At 43.9% G+C, this 19,406-nt stretch carries 16 protein-coding genes; 4 read left to right on the top strand and 12 right to left on the bottom strand.

The annotated features are described in order from the left end of the window. Positions 1-44: 44 nt before the first annotated feature. The 3 genes from HOO90_RS03515 to HOO90_RS03505 form a co-directional block, all read right to left on the bottom strand. Positions 45-572 carry a chemotaxis protein CheW gene (locus HOO90_RS03515; protein ID WP_292839518.1) on the bottom strand — a complete coding sequence of 176 codons (528 nt, stop codon included), beginning with the start codon at positions 570-572 and terminating at the stop codon, positions 45-47. Between the two features lie 70 nt (positions 573-642). Beyond that, a complete protein-coding gene (locus HOO90_RS03510; RefSeq protein ID WP_292839516.1) occupies positions 643-1,008 on the bottom strand; it encodes a response regulator in 366 nt (121 codons plus the stop codon). Positions 1,009-1,010: 2 nt separating this feature from the next. After that, complete coding sequence (locus HOO90_RS03505; protein WP_292839552.1) at positions 1,011-1,391, bottom strand: response regulator; 381 nt, start codon at positions 1,389-1,391, stop codon at positions 1,011-1,013. Between the two features lie 361 nt (positions 1,392-1,752). On the opposite strand from HOO90_RS03505, the gene HOO90_RS03500 reads away from it, so the two are divergent. After that, complete coding sequence (locus tag HOO90_RS03500) at positions 1,753-2,904, top strand: FIST N-terminal domain-containing protein (protein ID WP_292839514.1); 1,152 nt, start codon at positions 1,753-1,755, stop codon at positions 2,902-2,904. A gap of 181 nt (positions 2,905-3,085) precedes the next feature. After that, positions 3,086-3,589, top strand: coding sequence for a thiol peroxidase (tpx, locus tag HOO90_RS03495; RefSeq protein WP_292839512.1), 504 nt, complete (start codon positions 3,086-3,088; stop codon positions 3,587-3,589). Positions 3,590-3,647: 58 nt separating this feature from the next. Here tpx and HOO90_RS03490 read toward each other — a convergent pair whose 3' ends face one another. The 5 genes from HOO90_RS03490 to HOO90_RS03470 are packed head-to-tail and all read right to left on the bottom strand — an operon-like array spanning position 3,648 to position 8,506. Beyond that, positions 3,648-4,001, bottom strand: a complete 354-nt coding sequence (locus HOO90_RS03490) for a nucleotide pyrophosphohydrolase (RefSeq protein WP_292839511.1) — start codon at positions 3,999-4,001, stop codon at positions 3,648-3,650. Between the two features lie 18 nt (positions 4,002-4,019). Continuing rightward, complete coding sequence (locus HOO90_RS03485; protein ID WP_292839509.1) at positions 4,020-5,165, bottom strand: THUMP domain-containing protein; 1,146 nt, start codon at positions 5,163-5,165, stop codon at positions 4,020-4,022. Positions 5,166-5,212: 47 nt separating this feature from the next. Continuing rightward, positions 5,213-5,782 (bottom strand): DUF1287 domain-containing protein, encoded by a 570-nt coding sequence (locus HOO90_RS03480; RefSeq protein WP_292839507.1) that lies wholly within the window; start codon positions 5,780-5,782, stop codon positions 5,213-5,215. Next, positions 5,775-6,596, bottom strand: coding sequence for a polyamine aminopropyltransferase (locus HOO90_RS03475; RefSeq protein ID WP_292839505.1), 822 nt, complete (start codon positions 6,594-6,596; stop codon positions 5,775-5,777). Before HOO90_RS03475 ends, HOO90_RS03480 begins: the two co-directional genes overlap by 8 nt. Beyond that, positions 6,596-8,506 (bottom strand): RNB domain-containing ribonuclease, encoded by a 1,911-nt coding sequence (locus HOO90_RS03470; protein ID WP_292839503.1) that lies wholly within the window; start codon positions 8,504-8,506, stop codon positions 6,596-6,598. The genes HOO90_RS03475 and HOO90_RS03470 overlap by 1 nt, the downstream gene beginning before the upstream one ends. 109 nt (positions 8,507-8,615) lie before the next feature. Here HOO90_RS03470 and HOO90_RS03465 point away from each other — a divergent pair, with 109 nt between their 5' ends. Together HOO90_RS03465 and HOO90_RS03460 are read left to right on the top strand one after the other, a co-directional pair. Then, a complete protein-coding gene (locus tag HOO90_RS03465) occupies positions 8,616-9,647 on the top strand; it encodes a GTP-binding protein (RefSeq protein ID WP_292839501.1) in 1,032 nt (343 codons plus the stop codon). Between the two features lie 110 nt (positions 9,648-9,757). Then, complete coding sequence (locus HOO90_RS03460; protein ID WP_292839499.1) at positions 9,758-11,089, top strand: ferredoxin reductase family protein; 1,332 nt, start codon at positions 9,758-9,760, stop codon at positions 11,087-11,089. Positions 11,090-11,134: 45 nt separating this feature from the next. Here HOO90_RS03460 and HOO90_RS03455 read toward each other — a convergent pair whose 3' ends face one another. The 4 genes from HOO90_RS03455 to hrpA all read right to left on the bottom strand — a co-directional run. Next, positions 11,135-12,058: a histone deacetylase family protein gene (locus HOO90_RS03455; protein WP_292839497.1), complete on the bottom strand. Its 924-nt coding sequence runs from the start codon at positions 12,056-12,058 to the stop codon at positions 11,135-11,137. 8 nt (positions 12,059-12,066) lie between these two features. After that, the gene (locus tag HOO90_RS03450; protein WP_292839495.1) at positions 12,067-14,745 is read right to left on the bottom strand and encodes a bifunctional acetate--CoA ligase family protein/GNAT family N-acetyltransferase; all 2,679 of its coding nucleotides are present in this window, start codon (positions 14,743-14,745) and stop codon (positions 12,067-12,069) included. Positions 14,746-14,868: 123 nt separating this feature from the next. Next, the gene (locus HOO90_RS03445) at positions 14,869-15,762 is read right to left on the bottom strand and encodes a hypothetical protein (RefSeq protein WP_292839493.1); all 894 of its coding nucleotides are present in this window, start codon (positions 15,760-15,762) and stop codon (positions 14,869-14,871) included. A gap of 6 nt (positions 15,763-15,768) precedes the next feature. Further along, positions 15,769-19,406 (bottom strand): ATP-dependent RNA helicase HrpA (hrpA, locus tag HOO90_RS03440; protein ID WP_292839491.1); only part of this gene is annotated, 3,638 nt, incomplete at its 5' end.

Genomic DNA, 19,406 nt, shown 5'->3' with positions numbered 1-19,406 from the left:
ACACTAAACGCTTCCAACTAAACAGTACCACCCAATAAACAAACTTAAGTTATCGTTGGCTGAATAAACGACTTATCTTGCACTAACACTTCTACATCTAACTCAAACCATTTATTTTTATCTGCATCTTGGTAAGTTTTATTACTAAAAAACGTTTCATTGCTTTCAGCAGATTCTTCCAACGCTTGCATTGCTTCAACACTACGTAAACCTACCAAGCTATCAATTAACAAAGCTGATTGCGTGGTGGTTTCTGAGTTGATTAACACAATACGGTTATTCGCTGATTTTTGTGTGGGTGGCAAACCCATAAACAGCGCCAAATCGGTTATGTTGTATAAATTACCACGCACATTTGCAACACCCAAAAACCAAGGTTGCGTTAATGGTACGAACTGTATTGGCGGTACAGGCAAAACCTCACTGACCTGGCTTAAATTGATTAACACTTTTCTTGAACTGACATTAACCCCCAAACGTGAAGTCGACACCGCACCGCCTTTTGCAGTGGCTTCTTTAAGCCGCAAAAGGATAGCTTCTTGAAATTCACGTAAATTTGAGGTTTTTGCCATAATTTGGTCTAGTTACATGTTGAGTTAAATGAACCGTTTTTATCAATCAATGAAAATGAGCCCCCAGTTGTTAGCCTAAAGTTTTTATCAGCGATAACAAATCAGCACTTGCAACCGGCTTAGTTACACAAGCCTTTGCGCCCATTTTCAAGGCCCATGCCAAATCCGTAGCCTGCGACTTGCCGGTACATAAAATCACTGGGATGTGCGCCGTCGTGGCATCCTTAGTTAAGGTGCGCGTCACTTGAAAACCCGTCAGACCGGGCATCACCACATCACACAAAATCAAATCTGGATGCTTTGCCGCAACTTTAGCCAAACATTCTTCGCCACTTTCAGCCCCAATTACGGTGAAACCAGCCGTCTCGAGCAGCTCGGTTAAAAAAAATCGATCCGTCGCAGAATCATCAACCACTAAAATTGTTTCAATTGCCATCGCTAGTCTGCCTTCTGTTGGGTTGCCCGACTGATTGCTGCGTAAGTTTGCACAGCATCAATCAGCGTTTCTTGTGTAAAAGGTTTGGTTAAGTATTGGTCAGAGCCCACCATGCGACCACGCGCACGGTCAAACAAGCCGTCTTTACTTGACAGCATAATGACTGGGGTAGCTTTATAGCGCGCATTTCTCTTAATGAGTGAGCAGGTTTGATAGCCATCGAGCCTTGGCATCATAATATCAACGAAAATAATATCGGGATGTTCGTTTGAAATCTTAGCCAAAGCATCAAAACCATCCTCAGCTAAAATCACTTCACAGCCTGAAGATTTAAGAAAAATCTCTGCACTACGACGTATCGTATTACTGTCATCAATCACCATCACTTTAATACTAGAAAGCTGTTCTAGTGTTAACTTTAGATGTAACAACTGATTTTGATCTTCTTGACTTGGCTTTTGTTGGCTCACCAGCAAGCTCCCTTATTTATGCGCAGTAAAATTAAATTAAATTTGATTGCGTTAATTTTGACTCATTGTATATACAGAGTCGTGTAATAAGCAATAGGTTTAACAAAGTTACGCAATATATTAAGTTATATGATATTTTTCAACTTTACTATAATATGCAAAAAAATAATAAATTTTCACCATTCACCCGAATGGGTAGCATATAATATTTCTTAACATTTTTTAACATATTTTTTTATTTGATGTTTGAAGCAACCAATTATAAGGATTCGTAATGATAGTAAAACAAGAATCATTAACCGCTAAGATGACATTAAAAGATTTGCCTGCCGCCTCGCCGTTACCAACGGCAAACTTGGTTATTGTGTTTGGATCAGTCAAGCGCTTTGGCGAAGCTAAACTCAGCAACACATTAAAAACACGCTACCCAACTGCACAAATCATCGGCTGTTCTACCTCAGGTGAAATAACTGCTGATGGCGTATTTGACGACAGCCTGCAAATAACCGCAGTTTTATGGGAAAAAACTATACAGCGCGTCACGCACACCAAAATGACCAGCATGCAGAACTCATTTGAAACAGCGGCTAGCTTAGCCAGTCAGTTAAACTTACCGCAATTAAGAGCTGTGTTGGTTTATTCTGATGGCTTAAGCGTGAACGGCTCCGAGTTGCTGGAAGGATTTAAAAGTGTGCTTGGTGACATTCCCTTAATGGGCGGCATGGCTGGCGATGGCTTTAACTTTAGCCAGACCGTTCAGATTTTTAACGATAACATTTCAAGTGGTCTAGTTATTGCCGTTGGTTTGTATGGTAAAAACTTAGTGGCCGCGACTGGTGTAGGCAGAGGCTGGAAACCATATGGTCCACCACGCACTGTCACGAAATCTGAAAAAAACATCGTTCTTGAACTTGACGGAAAACCTGCACTGCCTTTATATAACATGTACATTGGCGCGCAAACTGCAAAAGGTTTGCCAGGTAGTGGCCTAAAATTTCCATTCGCCATTATTGAAGAAGGCAAGCGCGACATTGAAAAAATCCGCACGCTTTTAGCCATTGATAGCACAAAAAACAGCCTCACCTTCGCTGGCAACGTGGATGAAGGGGAAACGGTCCGCTTTTGTCAAGCAACCCACGATAGACTGGTTGAAGGTGCTGGCGATGCCGCACATCTAGTTACTGGTCAAACCAGTACCAGTCAAACAGGCCTGGCTATCTGTGTTAGTTGTGTAGGCCGCAAGGGTGTAATGGCCGAACTGGTGGTGGACGAAGTAAAACTGGTGAAACAGATTTTAGGCTCACAAACTGCAATTAGCGGCTTTTACTCATACGGAGAATTTGCGCCGCGGCCCGAAACGCGAGATAGCGTGCTCCACAATCAAACCATGACGATCGGCTATTTAAGCGAAGATTTATTTGCCTAGGTTAAGCAAATTCCCAGTTTGCTAGACTTCAATTTATCCCTGATTTAGATAAGGTTAAATTTTAGCTAATCGCCACGCCAAGCATTATATTTACTAACGCGCGATACATTTCGGGCGTTTTGTTTTATGATACATAATCTAATAAAAAGATTGTACACTCAACAATGCAAAAGGAATAATCATGACAAACACCGTCACATTAAAAGGTAATCCCGTAGAATTGTCAGGCACTTTGCCTACCGTGGGAGCGCAAGCAATAGATTTCACGTTGGTAGACAAAGCATTGCAAGATGTCAGTTTAGAAAACTTCACTGGGAAGCGTAAAGTGCTGAATATTTTTCCTAGTATCGACACGCCCACATGCGCATCTTCTGTGCGTGCATTCAACAAACATGCCAGCAGCTTAAACAACACCGTCGTACTAAATATCTCAGCAGATTTGCCTTTCGCGCAAACACGTTTTTGTGCCGCCGAGGGCTTGGAAAATGTACAAAACTTGTCCACCATTCGTGGCCGTGATTTTTTAATTAATTACGGTGTACTAATTAGAACCAGTAAACTGGCTGGCCTGGCAACGCGTGCTGTAATTATTTTGGATGAAAACAATATCGTTAAATACATCGAGCTTGTAAGTGAAATCACCAGCGAACCAAATTACGAGGCCGCATTAGCAGCCTTAAAATAAAATTAATAACCAATGAAAAAGCCCAGAAAATGCTGGGCTTTTTCATTGGTTAACAAAGCTATTCATAATCAGTGTATTTATTATTTTTTCCACGCGCTTTTTCAATTGGATATTTAAGTGCATTCAGTGCAATTTTTTTATTCGCCGCCTCTATTAAATCAATCCCCAGCACTTGCGAGATTCTTAACAAATACACAAAGGTATCTGCCAACTCATGGCTCACTTGCTCAAGTTTTTCAGCAGTTAATTCGCTACTTTCCGCCTCTGTGTTCCATTGAAAATGTTCTACTAATTCGGCTGCTTCTACTATCATCGCCATACTGAGGTTTTTGGGTGAATGGAATTGCGCCCAATCGCGCTCATCAACAAATTGCTGTAACTTTTGCTTTAATTCATCAATTGAATCAGCCATCGTATTTTCAATACTCCCTTATTTTCTATTACTGCCCGCCACCATTTTAATTTCAAACAATCGGCATTCCAGTGGTCCGTTATAAAGCGGTGTACGCTTACTAGGGGTCAGGCGCATCAATTTTGGCATGGCTAAATCATTGGTTAAAAAGTAAGTGTTCCAGCCGGCAAACTTGCGTTTAAGGGCCTCTCCCAATTTAGGATAAAGTAAAGCTAAATCATCGCCCTCACCGATACGCACGCCATAGGGGGGATTTGCGACTAGAACACCGCTATCCGCAGGTGGAATAACATTAACAACATCAACATGCGAAAGCTGAACAGCTGCAAGTAAGCCTGCATCCTCAAGATTTTGTTTACTAATCCTGACTGCGCGTAAATCAACATCTGACCCGTATATTTTTTGAAAAGATACGGCTTTAACTTTACTCGCTGCCTGGCTCTTAATTTTATTCCAAACATTGACTTCAAAGTTTTTCAGTTTTTCAAAACCAAAACTCCGTTTGTAACCGGGGGCCATATCGAGCGCCACCATGGCTGCTTCTAATAAAAATGTTCCGCTACCACACATGGGATCTAATAATGGCTGCCCGACCTGCCAACCCGATAATTTTAAAATGCCAGCAGCCAGATTTTCACGCAACGGCGCCTCGATACTTGCACCCCGGTTGCCGCGCTGATACAAAGCCGCGCCGGACGTATCTAAATAAAATTGATACTCTTCCGCCGCCAAATAAGCATGAATACGTACCGCTGGCGTTTTGGTATCAATATAAGGACGACTACCAACAGCTAATCTAAACTTGTCACACACCGCATCTTTAATTTTCAATGTAGCGAATTCTAGGCTTTTAAGTGGGCATTTTACACCCGTGACTTTTACCATAAAATCATTCTTAACATCAAACCATTGTGGCCAATTGACTTTATAAGCCGCTTCAAATAAATCTTCTTCATTCAAATACTTACCACGCGCTACTTGCCACAAAATGCGAGTTGCGATGCGCGAGTGTAAATTGGCCGCATAACAAACCGCCCAATCACCATCAAAGCTCACGCCACCATCGGTTAACTTAATGGACTTAGCGTTCACAGCGATGAGTTCATCTGCGAGCAACGGCTCTAATCCACGTGGACAAGTGGCGAAATAACGATTAGGTATCATAATAATATTCTTAAAAATAAAGAGTTAACTACTGCCTGATGGAGCGATTAAATGCGCAAGCGGTAATGACCAGTCATGGGGTAAGAAAACAAACCAGCTTCTTCGCGCGTACCACGGCCGATATTATGGATGACGAATGGCGTATTTGTTAACAAATCCAGCTTATCGCTCACCAACATAATATGAGGTAAATTACCTGGCAGCATTACGGTAACCACATCACCTGCATGATAGTCGGCTGCCACTTGGCTTAAGGCTACTTTCTGCCAATGCCGAGCAAAATACACTTGTAAATTAGGAACTCGTCTGTGGTCGATATTAGTATCTGCCTTTTTTAAGCCCCATTTTTTTGGGTATAAAACAAAGTTTTTTGCCATATCTTCATGCACCAACTTTTGCAAATCCAGCTGGTATGCATCACGCAAAGCTCTTATCAGCACATCAGTACAAACGCCTTTAGTACGGGCTACATCACCATTAGGATAGTCTAATCTAGAGTAATTAGGGTCATATTGTTTGGTAATGCCAACTTGCTTACGCGCGGCACTGACTAATTTTAGATCATCCGCATACGCAATATTTATAGCCAACAGCCAAAGGACTAAATATTTAATCATCGCTAGACTCGCCGCGCATCAACAATCTTTTTTGATACACTTGATTGTCGTTACAGAGCTTATTCACAAACGCAATAAACTCTATCGTGTGATGCTCGTCTTCAAGTGACTTTGCCCGTGCTAACAACTTAGTCACTTCCAAATGCTTAGGCGCTTGGTTAAAACCAAACACCACAATATTGCCTGGTTTGCCCGTACGCATGATTAGCACTCTGTGCTCAAAGCTTTGTTCAATACGTTGCAAATAAATATCAAAATTTTTATCACTGCCCCAAAGATTAATCACCAATAGGCCATCATGTTTTAAAGTCACGGAGCATTGGTCAAAAAAGTCTTGGCTGCAAAAGTTTGGTGGAATACCATTACTATCGAATGCATCAATCAGCAATACATCCGTGGCTGATGGATGCTCGGCCAAATACTGCAAACCATCGGCTTCAAGTACTTCAAAACGCTCGTCGTTCTCTGGCACATAAAACTGATTACGCGCCATTTGAATAACTTGCGGGTTAATTTCCACTAAAGTACTGACGATTTCTGGGCAGTTTTTATACACATATTTTGCAACTGAACCGCCACCCAAACCGATGGTGAGCATGCTTTTGACGTTCGCCTTAAATAGCAAAAAACACATGATGCCTCTTGTGTAATTAAGCTCAAGTAAAAATGGATCGCGCACACGCATCGCGCTTTGAATCGTCACCGAACCTAAATGCAAGGAGCGCACTCCGTCAGATTCACTAATATAAACATGCTCATCAGGGGCACTCGTATTGGTGAAGTTCCGCATCAAATGTTTAGCCACTCTAAACATCAGGCAGCCTCCACTTCCGTTTCGTCCTCACTCAAGCTAATGTCTAATTGCGCCGGCTCATTCTCAAGTACCTGTAAGAATTTAGTGCGCAATTCCATCAACAAGGTATCAACTTCCTGCACTTGCAAAGTTACCCGCGTGCCTGCTTTCAATTCAGGCAGACCATACACTTTAGTCATGTAAGGTAGGTTATCCAGCCGCACCAAATTTTCACGCCATACGGTTGCATGTACTTCCTGCACATTTTCTTGTAGCAAATACTGTAAACACCAATAGCGCTCCATGCGAATCTGAAACTCACTGTAAGTTTTATAGGTCAACTCAAAATTACGCATGTGTGTGGTCAGTGCATCGCTATTTTGCGGATACGTTGGCGCTATATTTTGCGCCACGCTAATGATTTGACGCTGATTGATTAAATCTACCGCACGACGCAAAGGCGATGTACTCCAAGCATATTGCGCAACGCCCAAACCTTGATGCGGCTCAGCCTTGGTGGTCATGTAAACTTTGCCGCCAGTTTGCGCACGATAAAGTCCTGGCACCTCATGTGCAGCTAACAAAGCGCCCCACTGACTGTTGGCTTCTATCATTAGCTCCGCGACCAGTTTGTCCATGGGCGAACCCCGATGACGGCCAACGATACTCACTTTGCCATCATTCACATAAAAATTGTAGTCAATTTGTGGTGGTTTCGTTGGATCAAACTTGCCGCGCGCTTTTTCGAGCGATTCCGCCAAATTAAACAAATACAGCAACTTAGCCCAATAGGGGTGGCCGCTATCTGCCGCTAAGGTAGTTTCATTAAAAAATGGCTCTAACGCATCGTGGCGAAGATTTTCAGCGATTTTAATACGCTCTACTTTGCTATCACGTTGAGTGATGGTTAAATCTTCGTTCACATGCAAATACAAAGACAAAACTGGTTTAATTTGCTTGGCATCTAGACTAAAGGGACGAATTGCCTGTTCTGGCAACATGGTGATTTTATGACCCGGCATATAAACCGTCGATAAACGCTTCATTACCTCTATATCAAGCGGTCCGTCTACCACTATACCCAACGCTGGTGCGGCAATATGAATACCGACGCGTGTTACGCCATCTGCCAAATGCTGGATGGAAAAAGCATCATCGATTTCTGTCGTCGTACTATCATCAATACTAAAAGCTTCTGATTCAGCCAACGGCAAGTCATTAAATTGTAAATCTGCGGGGATTTCTGCAATTTCCTCGGCAGTGAAGTCGGTTCCTTTTGCGAAATATTCGCGCAAAAAAGCACCCAGGTGATAATCATGCGACGATGGAATCGCGCCGCACACCTGCAATAATTTGAGATGACTCAAATGCAGTTCGGCTGCGGCTGCTTCTATCGTTTTGTATTCGAATGCGTTTTTGTCAGGCTCATAAAGCAGCATGTCAAGTTTATGCATTAACTCATCAGGCATTTTGTGCGCTTTCAAATCAGCGACAAATCCTGCCATTTTCTCAGCTAATAATCGTTTCCTTTCAAGCCCAGCAAGCGCGGCCTTAAGAATTTCAGCGGGCGCAGCTTTGTAACGGCCTTTGCCTTTACGATTAAAATATACGGGGGCACTATGAAGTTTAATGGCAATGGCAGCCGACTCAATTGAAGTTGGCTTGCGCCCGTAATAATCAACCGCAAACTCCTCAAACCCAAACTCTGGCTCACCACAGCATTCCCATAAAAAATCAAGCTCTAAAGTTTCAGCTTCGGCATTGGCAGATTCCATAAACCCAGCCAAAGGCATTTCAAAACGCATTAACACGTTACTTGCTTTTACCTTAGTGCGCTTGCCGCTCATGGATTCCACTTGTAAGGAACCCTGCGTTTCGGTCATTACAGAGGCCACTTTAAAGCTACCATCTTCTTCAAAAAATACGTTCATAAATACTTTAACATGCGATCAATTCACTAAATTATTGCCATTTTACCTTGTATTAGCTGATTCGCTTGATGTATTAGCTAATTCGCTTAGGAACATTTAAAATGCTGACATGGATAAACGCATACCCGTTACCTTACTTACTGGCTTTTTGGGCAGTGGCAAAACAACCTTGCTCAACAAGCTACTGCATCACCCTGATATGCGTGACACCGCGATTATTATTAATGAGCTAGGCGATGCAGGCTTAGACCAAATATTTGCCAATAGCAACTTAGCGCAAAATATTGAAAACGAGCATATCGCCGACAACACTGTGCTGCTTAGCTCTGGCTGTTTATGCTGCACGCTAAAAAACGAGTTAGCTGATACCATGCGCGACTTATTTTTTAAGCGCGCCTTGCAGGCTATTCCACAATTTAATCGTCTGATTATCGAAACCACAGGCATGGCTGACCCAGGGCCGATACTAGCCAACTTGATGAATGAACCTGTGATTGAATCTGTATATCGTTTGGATGCCGTTGTGGTGACCATAGACAGTGTTTACGGCTTACAGCAAATTGAAGAAAACACCGAAGCCTTAAAACAAGCCGCCGTAGCCGATGTGTTGGTGCTAACAAAAACAGATTTAGCGAACACCAAACAAATTAGCGCACTTAAAGAAAAACTTATCGCCATCAACCCTGGTGCAACACAGCATAAAATCGTACATGGTGAATTAGACCCGGTGTTTGTCGTAGATGTCGGCTTATATGACCTAACAACTAAACAACCAGAGCCACAACGCTGGTTGCGCGCGCCTATTAAACAAGCACAACCTAAAGGCACATTGCCGCAAAAAACCCAGCATGATGACATTATCAGTTTTACCGTCATCATGCCAAGCCCACTCTACTGGTCGCAACTCAAACCTCATTTATTAACTTTTTGCCAAAAAAACGGTAAAAATTTGCTCCGCCTCAAAGGCATTATTCACGCAGTTGACCAGCCTGCGCCACTGGCTATTCACGCCGTACATTTTACGCCTTATCCTCCGACCCTGCTTGAAGGTTGGGATGAGGAAGAAGCACTTTCACGCATTGTGATTATTGGCAAAGGTTTGGACGAACTTGAGATTAGAAAAGCATTGATGCAGTTTTAATATGCGCAATTCTAAAGTATCGGTTATGTTCGGAGCCGAACAGAAAAATTAAAATTTAGGTAGTACTGTCAGTAGAAGCGATACATCTCAACTACTGTAAGAAAACTTAAATGAAACCAATTAAATTCACCCTAATTTTATTTTTATTCTGCTTGTCGGCGCTGTGGTGGTATGCCGATTTTACTAAAATAGCTCTAGCATCTGGATTATTCCCATGGCGTGGCTTAATGACTCAGCTTTTTGGAATACTAACTTTTGGGGCATTCAGTCTAGCTATAATTTTAGCGGTTAGGCCTACTTGGTTCGAAAAACATCTCGGCGGGTTGGATAAAATGTACAGGCTACACAAATGGCTAGGTATTAGTGTTTTGGCACTTTCTATTTGTCACTGGCTTTGGGTGAAAACACCAAAATGGCTAGTCGAAGCTGGCTGGGCTGTACGACCGCCAAAAGGCAAAAGGCCTGAACAATCAATTGAAATATTTCGTTTCTTTCAGAGTCAGCGTGAAATAGCAGAGCAGATAGGTGAATGGGCATTTTATGTAGCATTGGCAATGATTCTAATCGCTTTAGTAAAACGTTTACCCTACAAGTATTTTTATAAAATTCATCGCTGGATAGCACTACTATATTTTCCACTTGTTTGGCATTCAGTAGTGCTGATGGACTTTAATTATTGGGCATCACCACTTGGAATAGTCATGGGTGCGTTAATGCTAATTGGGACTACCGCGGCATTTACAAGCCTATTTAATTACATCGGTATTAATCATATAGCTGTGGGTGTGATTGATAAAATCGAATATCTCGAAAATGTAAGTGTCAATGCAGTTTCAGTTCAGCTTAAAAGCCGCTGGAACGGACATCAGGCCGGGCAATTTGCCTTTGTCACTTTTGATAACGATGAAGGTGCTCACCCGTTTACCATTTCATCTGCATGGCAAAATGATGGAAAATTACGCTTTCTTGTCAAAGCACTGGGCGATTATACAAAGACTTTAGCTTCTACTTTAAAACACGATGCTTTAGTTAAAGTTGAGGGGCCATACGGGTGCTTCGATTTTAATGGGAAAATGCAAAGACAGATTTGGATTAGCGGAGGAGTGGGCATTACGCCATTTATAGCCCGCATGGAGTTATTAGCACTACAACCAGATGGACGTAGTATTGATTTTTTTCATAGTTCTAAAGTATTCCGGGATGAAGAGTTTGACCGACTTTCAGAATTGGCTAAGACAGCTGGCGTAAACTTACACCTCATAATCAGTGCAAGAGATGGTGAGTTAACATCTGAGAAAATACGCGCTAAAGTGTTTGACTGGAAGTCAGCGGATATTTGGTTTTGTGGACCAGCATCATTTGGCAAAGCCATTCTAACCAGCCTTCTGGCGGAGGGCTTAACTGCGAATCAATTTCACCAAGAGTTATTTGAAATGCGATAAATTTGAAAAATCAAAACCTCCAACGATAAACAATCTTTTGTCTTATCAAAATTCACCCAAGCATTTCACATGCGTCATCACGCAACGCCCTAACGCATGCAAAGAATACCCACCTTCTAGCGCAGAAACAATACGATTGTTAGCATGGCGTTTCGCCACATTTTTGAGCTGTTGCGTGACCCAAAAATAGTCTTTTTCATGCAGAGCCAAGCCGCCCATCTCGTCTTCCCAATGCGCATCAAAGCCAGCGGAGATAAAAATCATCTGCGGCTGAAAACACTCAAGTGCTGGCAACCAATGTTCGGTTATCGCCTCGCGAAATTGTTCGCCCGTACTACCGGCTATAAGCGGTATATTAATCATGTGTTCGTTACCACTATCGGCGCCGCAATAAGGATAGTAAGGGTGCTGAAAAGTAGAACACATCATCACGCGCGGATCATCGTGAAAAATATCTTCCGTTCCATCGCCATGATGCACGTCAAAATCTGCAATCGCAATGCGCTCCAAACCGTAATGTTCGAGCGCATAAGCCGCCGCAACAGCGACGTTATTAAAGATACAAAAGCCTGAGGCCCCCGCCCGCTTTGCATGGTGTCCAGGGGGACGGATATTACAAAAAGCATTTTGCACTTCCCCTGAAATCACTAAATCAACGGCCTGAACCACCGCACCGGTAGCATATAACGCTGCATCCAAGGTATACGGATTCATTAAGGTGTCTCCGTCAAGGTCGATGAGACCTGACTCAGGGGATTGACTAAATACCCATTCAATATAGTCGCGCGTATGGGCTAGAGCCAAAGTATCTTTAGTCACCTTTTGCGCTTCAATATTCACAAGAAAATCAAACAAGCCTGAAGCAATCAGTTGATCTTGAATCGCGTGAATACGTGCCGGGCATTCGGGATGGTCTGGCCCCATGTCATGTTTGAGAAATTCTGGGTGGGTAATATATGCGGTATGCATGCAGGGGCTTACAGTGCTTTATACACATTCTTAATGCTGCTATCGTCTGGATTAACGACCGCAGTGAAACCAAGTCGTTTCATGAGTTTTAACATGCTGGCATTGTTCTTTAATACTTCCCCTTCAATGCGCTTGAGACCTTTGCTTCGTGCAATCTCCATCAAGGCTGTCATCAACTTCTGGCCAAGCCCTGTGCCGCGCATGCTATCTGCCACTACCAAGGCAAATTCACAACTTTCGCCGTCTGGGTTAATCGCGTAGCGTGTGACGCCTAACTCGATTTCTTGCCCTTGTTCGTCTTTAACTGCAATAAGCGCCATTTCTCGGCTATAGTCAATTTGCGTAAAGCGAACCAGCAAAGTCTCACTGAGTTGTTCTACACTCTTCATAAAGCGGAAGTAACGGGCTTCTTCAGATAGGTTTTTCACAAAATCTTGCACTAGCCACACATCTTCTGGTCGAATCGGGCGTATCACCACATCCGTGCCGTCGGCAAGTTGCCAATTGCTAACTAAATGGGTTGGATACGGATAAATCGCCATGTGTGCATAGCGATCTTCACTTGGTGGACGCACCTCTACAACGATTCTTGCATCTGCGGCTAATACGCCATTTTCATCCAGAATCAATGGGTTAATGTCCATTTCCATTAACATCGGCAGTTCACATACCATTTCAGACACACGCAGTAACACGCTTTCAAGTGCCTCAATATTCACTGGTGGCATGTTGCGAAACGTTCCCAGCATTTTGGCCACATGCGTGCCTTGAATCAGATCTTTGACCAAAAAATGATTGAGCGGCGGCAAGGCAACCGATCTGTCGGCCATAATCTCAACCGTAGTACCGCCCGCACCAAAGGTAATAATAGGACCAAACACTGGGTCATTTGTCACGCCCACCATCAGCTCACGTCCGTTCGGTTTTACCACCATCGGTTGAATCGAAATACCATTGATGTGTGCGTCTGGGCGAATGCTCTTCACGCGCTCGATAATTTCATGATAAGCCGCACGCACTTCTGGCGCGTTGGCTAGATTAAGCATCACACCGCCTACGTCTGATTTATGCGTAATATCCGGTGAATTGATTTTCATCGCCACGGGAAAACCCAATTGCTGCGCGATTAGCAGGGCTTCGTTCGGTGACCGCGCCACCATGGTTTGCGCCACTGGGATATGAAAAGCCGATAACAATGCTTTTGATTCCATTTCGCCTAGAATCTTTCGTTTTTCTTGTAGCGCACCTTCGATAATCATGCGCCCACTTTCTACATCTGGGGCCAAATGATGTGAAATTGGACCAGGTACCTGTAATAAGAGTCTTTGGTTTTTATGATACGCCGAAAGAAATGAGAACACATCCACCGCAGATTCAGGATTGCGGAAGCTGGGCTTTTTGGCATGGTTAAATGCCCGACGAGATTCATCTACCTGTGCCTCACCCATCCAAGAAGTGAGCAAAGGTTTTTTATATTGATTCGAGAGCGCAATCACAACATTCGCCACTTCCAAAGGCTTGGTCATGGCTTGCGGCGTCAATATGGTCAGCACGCCGTCTACATTCGGGTCTTCTAAACAAGCCTGCACAGCATGCTGGTAACGGTCGGCTTGCGCATCGCCGATAATATCAACAGGATTGCCATGCGACCATGTAGCTGGCAGCACCTGATTGAGTGTTTGTATGGTGACATCGGATAAATTCGCCATTTCCAAGCCGAGTTCAATCGCATAATCCGTTGCCATCACACCTGGCCCGCCGCCATTCGTTACAATGGCAAGCCGATTACCCGTCGGGTCAAAACCACATGAAAGTGCCTTGGCCGCGGAGAATAACTGCGTAATGGTTTGCACGCGTACCACACCAGCACGGCGCACGGCCGCATCAAATGCATCATCCGAACCGACGATAGAAGCGGTATGTGAAATCGCCGCTTTTGAGGCTGCCGCATGGCGCCCTACTTTCACTAAAATTACTGGCTTGATGCGAGCCGCGGCACGAATCGAGCTCATAAAACTGCGGGCATTATGTATGCCTTCAATATATAACAAGATACTGCGGGTTTTTGTGTCAGAAATCAGGTAATCGAGAATCTCGCCAAAATCTACGTCGACCGAGGCGCCCATTGATACTACACTGGAAAAACCTACATCATTGGCACTTGCCCAGTCCAAAATAGCAGTACACAATGCGCCCGATTGCGAAATAAAAGCGATATTGCCAGCAATGGCGCTACCTTTATTAAAAGTCGCGTTCAGACCAATATCGGGACGCATCACACCGAGGCAATTTGGCCCAATTAGCCTTATATGATGGCGCTGGGCGATTTCTAAAACTTCCAGCTCTAGCGCTTTGCCAGCGTCCCCTGCTTCACCAAACCCCGCCGTAATGATAATAGCCGCTTTCACATGCTGCTTACCACATTCTTCAATAATGCCAGGCACTGTATGCGGTGGCGTTGCAATTACCGCCAATTCGACAGAATCTGCGATTTGAGCGATGGAAGCATAAGCCTTATAACCTTGCACCTCGGTATGATTTGGGTTGATTGGGTAAAGACTACCGTGATAACCACTTTGCAGCATGTTCTGAAATACGATTTGCCCCACCGAATCTATTTTGTCACTAGCACCAAATATGGCGACTGATTTTGGCTCAAATAAAGGTTTCAGGTGATGCTGACTCATGGCTTTACACTATCGTGATTGATTAGCTGCTATGTTAGCGCATTACGCTGGATTTGATATGACCTAGCGCAATAAACTTAAAATTACGCAATGCAGTCACTTACTTTGTTAAAACAACGGTACTTAAGAGTTATTTTTATAATTCGACCCAAAAAACTCCATCATCATAAAGTCTTCCAGTCCCGCGTTATCTTCCAGTCGAGCTGACTGCACCACCACGCGATTCAAACGATGCGACTCCCAGTTAAAGTCACCTTGATAATGTTGTCGGATCAAGCTGATCATTTTTTTAACCATCACTAATCTGACATCTTGGCCAGTGGCAGCTTCCACCTCAAACGACTCGCGTCTTGCGTTGCTATAATCGTTGGTCCAGCCACGGAATGAAAATGCCGCATGTCGCCCGTCTAAACTGGTGATTTCAAAAATTCCATTAGTCCCTGTTTTAAAATTAGCTTTAATTCTTTCATCCCGAATTTGCTCTGGGCTGGGGCCAATTTCACGCGCAACGGCTTCCGCGTTTTGTTTAGCGGCATCTGCCTCTAGCGCTAATCGCTGCGCTTGCCGCGCTTTAACATAGGACGCCATGTCTGTAGGAGCATCAGGCGTGTTTTCTTTGGGCGTAATAACAACAGGCGCAGGAGTTGGAGTAGCGATGACATCAGGCACAGAAAACGTCGGTGTTTTGACGTCTTGGCTAGGCTTGCGTGTAATGACTTTGGTTTGTTTAGGCTTGATTTCTGGCTTTTTGACCGGTTCTTCAGGTTTTTCTACTGGCGCAATCGCCTTGGGAGGCTTTGGTGGTGCCAAGCTCACTTGCATGGTCGTGGGTACTGGCGAAGCCGCATTATTCAACAAAATATTAGGTAACACAAACAACAAAATAATCGCGTGTACGATGAGCGAAAAAATAATCGCAATCAGAGTATTACGACTAATGTCGATACGAATCGATTTATCACCTCGCGACGTAAGTTCTAATGTATCAAACAGTTCTGACGATGGATTAAAATTCATGGAGGATTAAAGGCGTAGGTCTACCCAAGTTTTTTCTAGGCGCTTTATCGAGACTGGAAATGGTGTTTTAAGTTCTTGTGCAAATAATGAAACGCGTAGTTCTTCAATCAGCCAGCGGTAATCTTTTAAGTCTTGTGGAATATCTAAATGGGCTTGGTTGAGTGCGTTTATTTTATTCTGCCATTTCTCCCACAAAACACCTACGCTACCAGCATTTTTGCCGTCACGGTCTGGGTTTGCCGGGTGTTTTTCTATTCGTAACCTTAAAGCCTTCAAATAACGCGGCACATGCTGCAAATACTCCCAAGGCGTTTGGCTAAAACAACCTTTATAAACCAATTGCCCAACTTGCTGATCCAAATCACGCTTTAAACGATTAGCAGTAGCGGTCATTTGTCCTTGTTTAACTGTCAACAATTGATATTCAGTTGCAATCGCCTGCGCTTGTCTAGCTACGGCATCCGTAACTGCTGGCAGACGTGTTCTGGCACGTTGCTTCAACTTCATGAACTCAGCGTTGGTGCGTGGCAAATCATCCTCGCCAATAAAGGCCCGATCGGCAATGGCAGTAATCATATCTTCACGTAAATCTTCTGGCGACATTATGTTTCTAAGCGTTAATGCGTATTGGTTAAAGTTGGGTAGACTTTTTTCCAGCTGCTTCATTTGTTCTTTTAACTCAAATCGAATGAGTCGGCAAACACCTTTACGTAGATTTACAACCGCCTCGCGTTCAGTATCAAAAAGCTTCACAGAAACGCTATCGATTTCATCTTCAAGCGCAGGGTAACCTACCACTTTTAAGCCATCACGCTCAAAGCTTAAGGTTTGCGGCAAATCGCCAAAATCCCATTGTTTTAGACCCGTTTTTTCAATGTCTGGCGAGGTGTTTCTAAAGGTGAGTTGCGCGGCAGAACCTAATTGTTTTTTAAGCGCGTTCCAATCGCGCCCCATCGCAAGCTCGCGGCCAGCATCATCGATAATACTGAAGTTCATCAGTAAGTGAGCTGGTGTTTCTTCTGTCCAATCTGCTGTTGAAATTTTTAAGGTGGTTTTATATTGAATATAAGTGGCTAAAGTTTCCAGCAGTGCAAATTTATGTAGCTCAACACTGTCATTCCGACGAAGGTCGGAATCTAGCGTCTTTTCTAAACTCATTGACTTTGCAATAACGACGCCGGTTTCCGACCTTCGTCGGAATGACGATAATGGATTTGAGGCCTCTTCCAAAAAAACAGTCACGAACTCAGGCACAGGCACGCAAACACGACGGAATGCTTTCGGTAATGCTTTAATCAAATAAGTAAGTTTTTCACGCAACATGCCGGGCACAAGCCACTCAGTTTGCGTTGGGTTTAACTGATTCAACAAAGCCAACGGAATGGTCGCGGTGACGCCATCCAACACATGGCCTGGCTCAAAGCGATATTTCAGATGCGTTTCAACGCCATCAAACAATATCATTTCAGGAAACTGCACGGCAGTAATAGCATCTGCGCCATGACGCATCAAATCATCACGAGTGAGATACAATAACCTTGGATTTTCTTTTTCAGCCGTTTCACTCCATTTTTCAAAAGTCGCAGCTTGAAAAATATCAGCAGGAATTTTTGCATCGTAAAAGGCAAACAACTGATGCTCATCCACCAGCACATCTTGACGACGCGCCTTATGTTCTAACTCTTCAACTTCTGCAATTAGGCGTTCATTTGCGGTGAAAAATGCAGCTCTGGTATCAAACTCACCGCTCGCCAAGGCTTCGCGAATGAATATCTCGCGTGCCTCTTTTGGGTTGATTGGCCCATAATGCACACGACGTTTTGGAATAATCGTTAAACCGTATAGAGAAACACGCTCCCACGCATTCACCATACCCATTTTTCTATCCCAGCGCGGGTCCGAATATTGGCTTTCGGTTAAACCTCTCGCTAACGGCTCAATCCAATCTGGCTCTATCTTTGCCACGCAACGCGCATAAAGCTTAGAGGTATCCACCAGCTCCGCGGCAATCACCCATTTTGGTCGCGCTTTCTTGAGGCAAGAACCGGGCGCTACATAAAAACGAATACCACGTGCGCCTGAATAAGCGTCGTTATCGCCATCTTTAAAACCGATATTACCCAATAAACCAGCTAACAAGGCTTTATGGATTTGCTCAAAATTGGCTTCTTTTTCGTTGAGCTTAAACTCCATCTCGTCTGTGATTTGCTTGATTTGGCTATGTAGCTCGCGCCATTCTTTTAAGCGTAAAAATGACAAGAAGTTGCTATGACACTGGTTCAGCAAATCTTTGTTTGATTTTTTGTTTTTCAACGCACTATCAAACCAATCCCAAAGCTTGAGGTAGCTCATAAAATCTGAGCCTTCACCAGCAAACTTGGCGTGTGCATTATCTGCTGCCTCACGCTTATCCATTGGGCGCTCGCGAGGGTCTTGTATACTCAGTACACTGGCGATAATCAGAATTTCATTCAAACAAGCTTCTCGTTTAGCCGCTAAAATCATACGCCCTACTCGCGGGTCTAAAGGCAAACGTGCAAGCTGCAAGCCGATTTCAGTAATTTGACGCTTAGCATCCACCGCGCCCAATTCCTGCAACAACAAATATCCATCGCTAATTAATCTTGAGGAAGGCGCTTCAATAAATGGAAACTCTGTAACATCGCCAAGCTTTAACGCCGCCATACGTAAAATGACGCTAGCTAATGAACTGCGTAAAATTTCTGGCTCAGTAAATTCTGGGCGACCGTTAAAGTCTTCTTCGGAATACAAACGCACGCAAATGCCGCTTGAAACCCGCCCGCAACGGCCTGCACGCTGCTTTGCAGCAGCTTGGCTAATCTTTTCAATCTGCAATTGCTCAACTTTTGCGCGCGTGCTGTAACGGTTCATCCGTGCCAGCCCAGCATCAATCACATACTTAATACCCGGCACAGTGAGTGACGTTTCTGCCACGTTAGTTGCCAACACAATGCGGCGCGAACTATGGCTTTTAAAAATCTTTTGCTGATCTTCAATACTTAAACGCGCAAACAAAGGCAGCACTTCAATATGCTTTAACTTCGTCGAACGTCCTTGATATTTACGCAAGTGGTCGGCAACATCGCGTATTTCACGCTCACCTGGCAGAAACACCAAAATATCGCCATCGCCTTGCCGCAGCAAGTCATCCGCCGCATCTAAAATCGCTTCTTCTATCGCTTCCTCTTCGTCATCCTCTTCCAGCCAGCGTGCTTCTGTTTTGACTTTGCGAGGGATTCCCAAAAGATTACCAGACCCAAAGTCTGTATCATCATCTAAATCAAACTGTGAATTTTCAGTTTCCGCGATTTCTCTGGCGCGAAAGCCCGCCTTACCAAGTGGACGATAACGAATTTCAACTGGGTAAGTCCGCCCAGACACTTCTATGATTGGAGCGCCAACAAAATGATTCGAAAAGCGCTCTGCATCGATGGTGGCTGATGTCACAATAATTTTTAAATCTGGGCGCTTTGGCAGCAACTGTTTGAGGTAACCCAGCAGAAAGTCGATGTTCAAGCTTCGCTCGTGCGCCTCATCAATAATAATGGTGTCATAAGCATTCAAGAACTTATCGCCCTGCGTTTCTGCCAATAAAATACCGTCGGTCATTAACTTTATATAGC

The sequence above is a fragment of the Methylotenera sp. genome (genome assembly GCF_013141425.1).
Taxonomy (GTDB): Bacteria; Pseudomonadota; Gammaproteobacteria; order Burkholderiales; family Methylophilaceae; genus Methylotenera.
The sequence above is the reverse complement of the archived record's forward strand: the minus strand, read 5'-3'. Positions and strand labels throughout refer to the sequence as shown.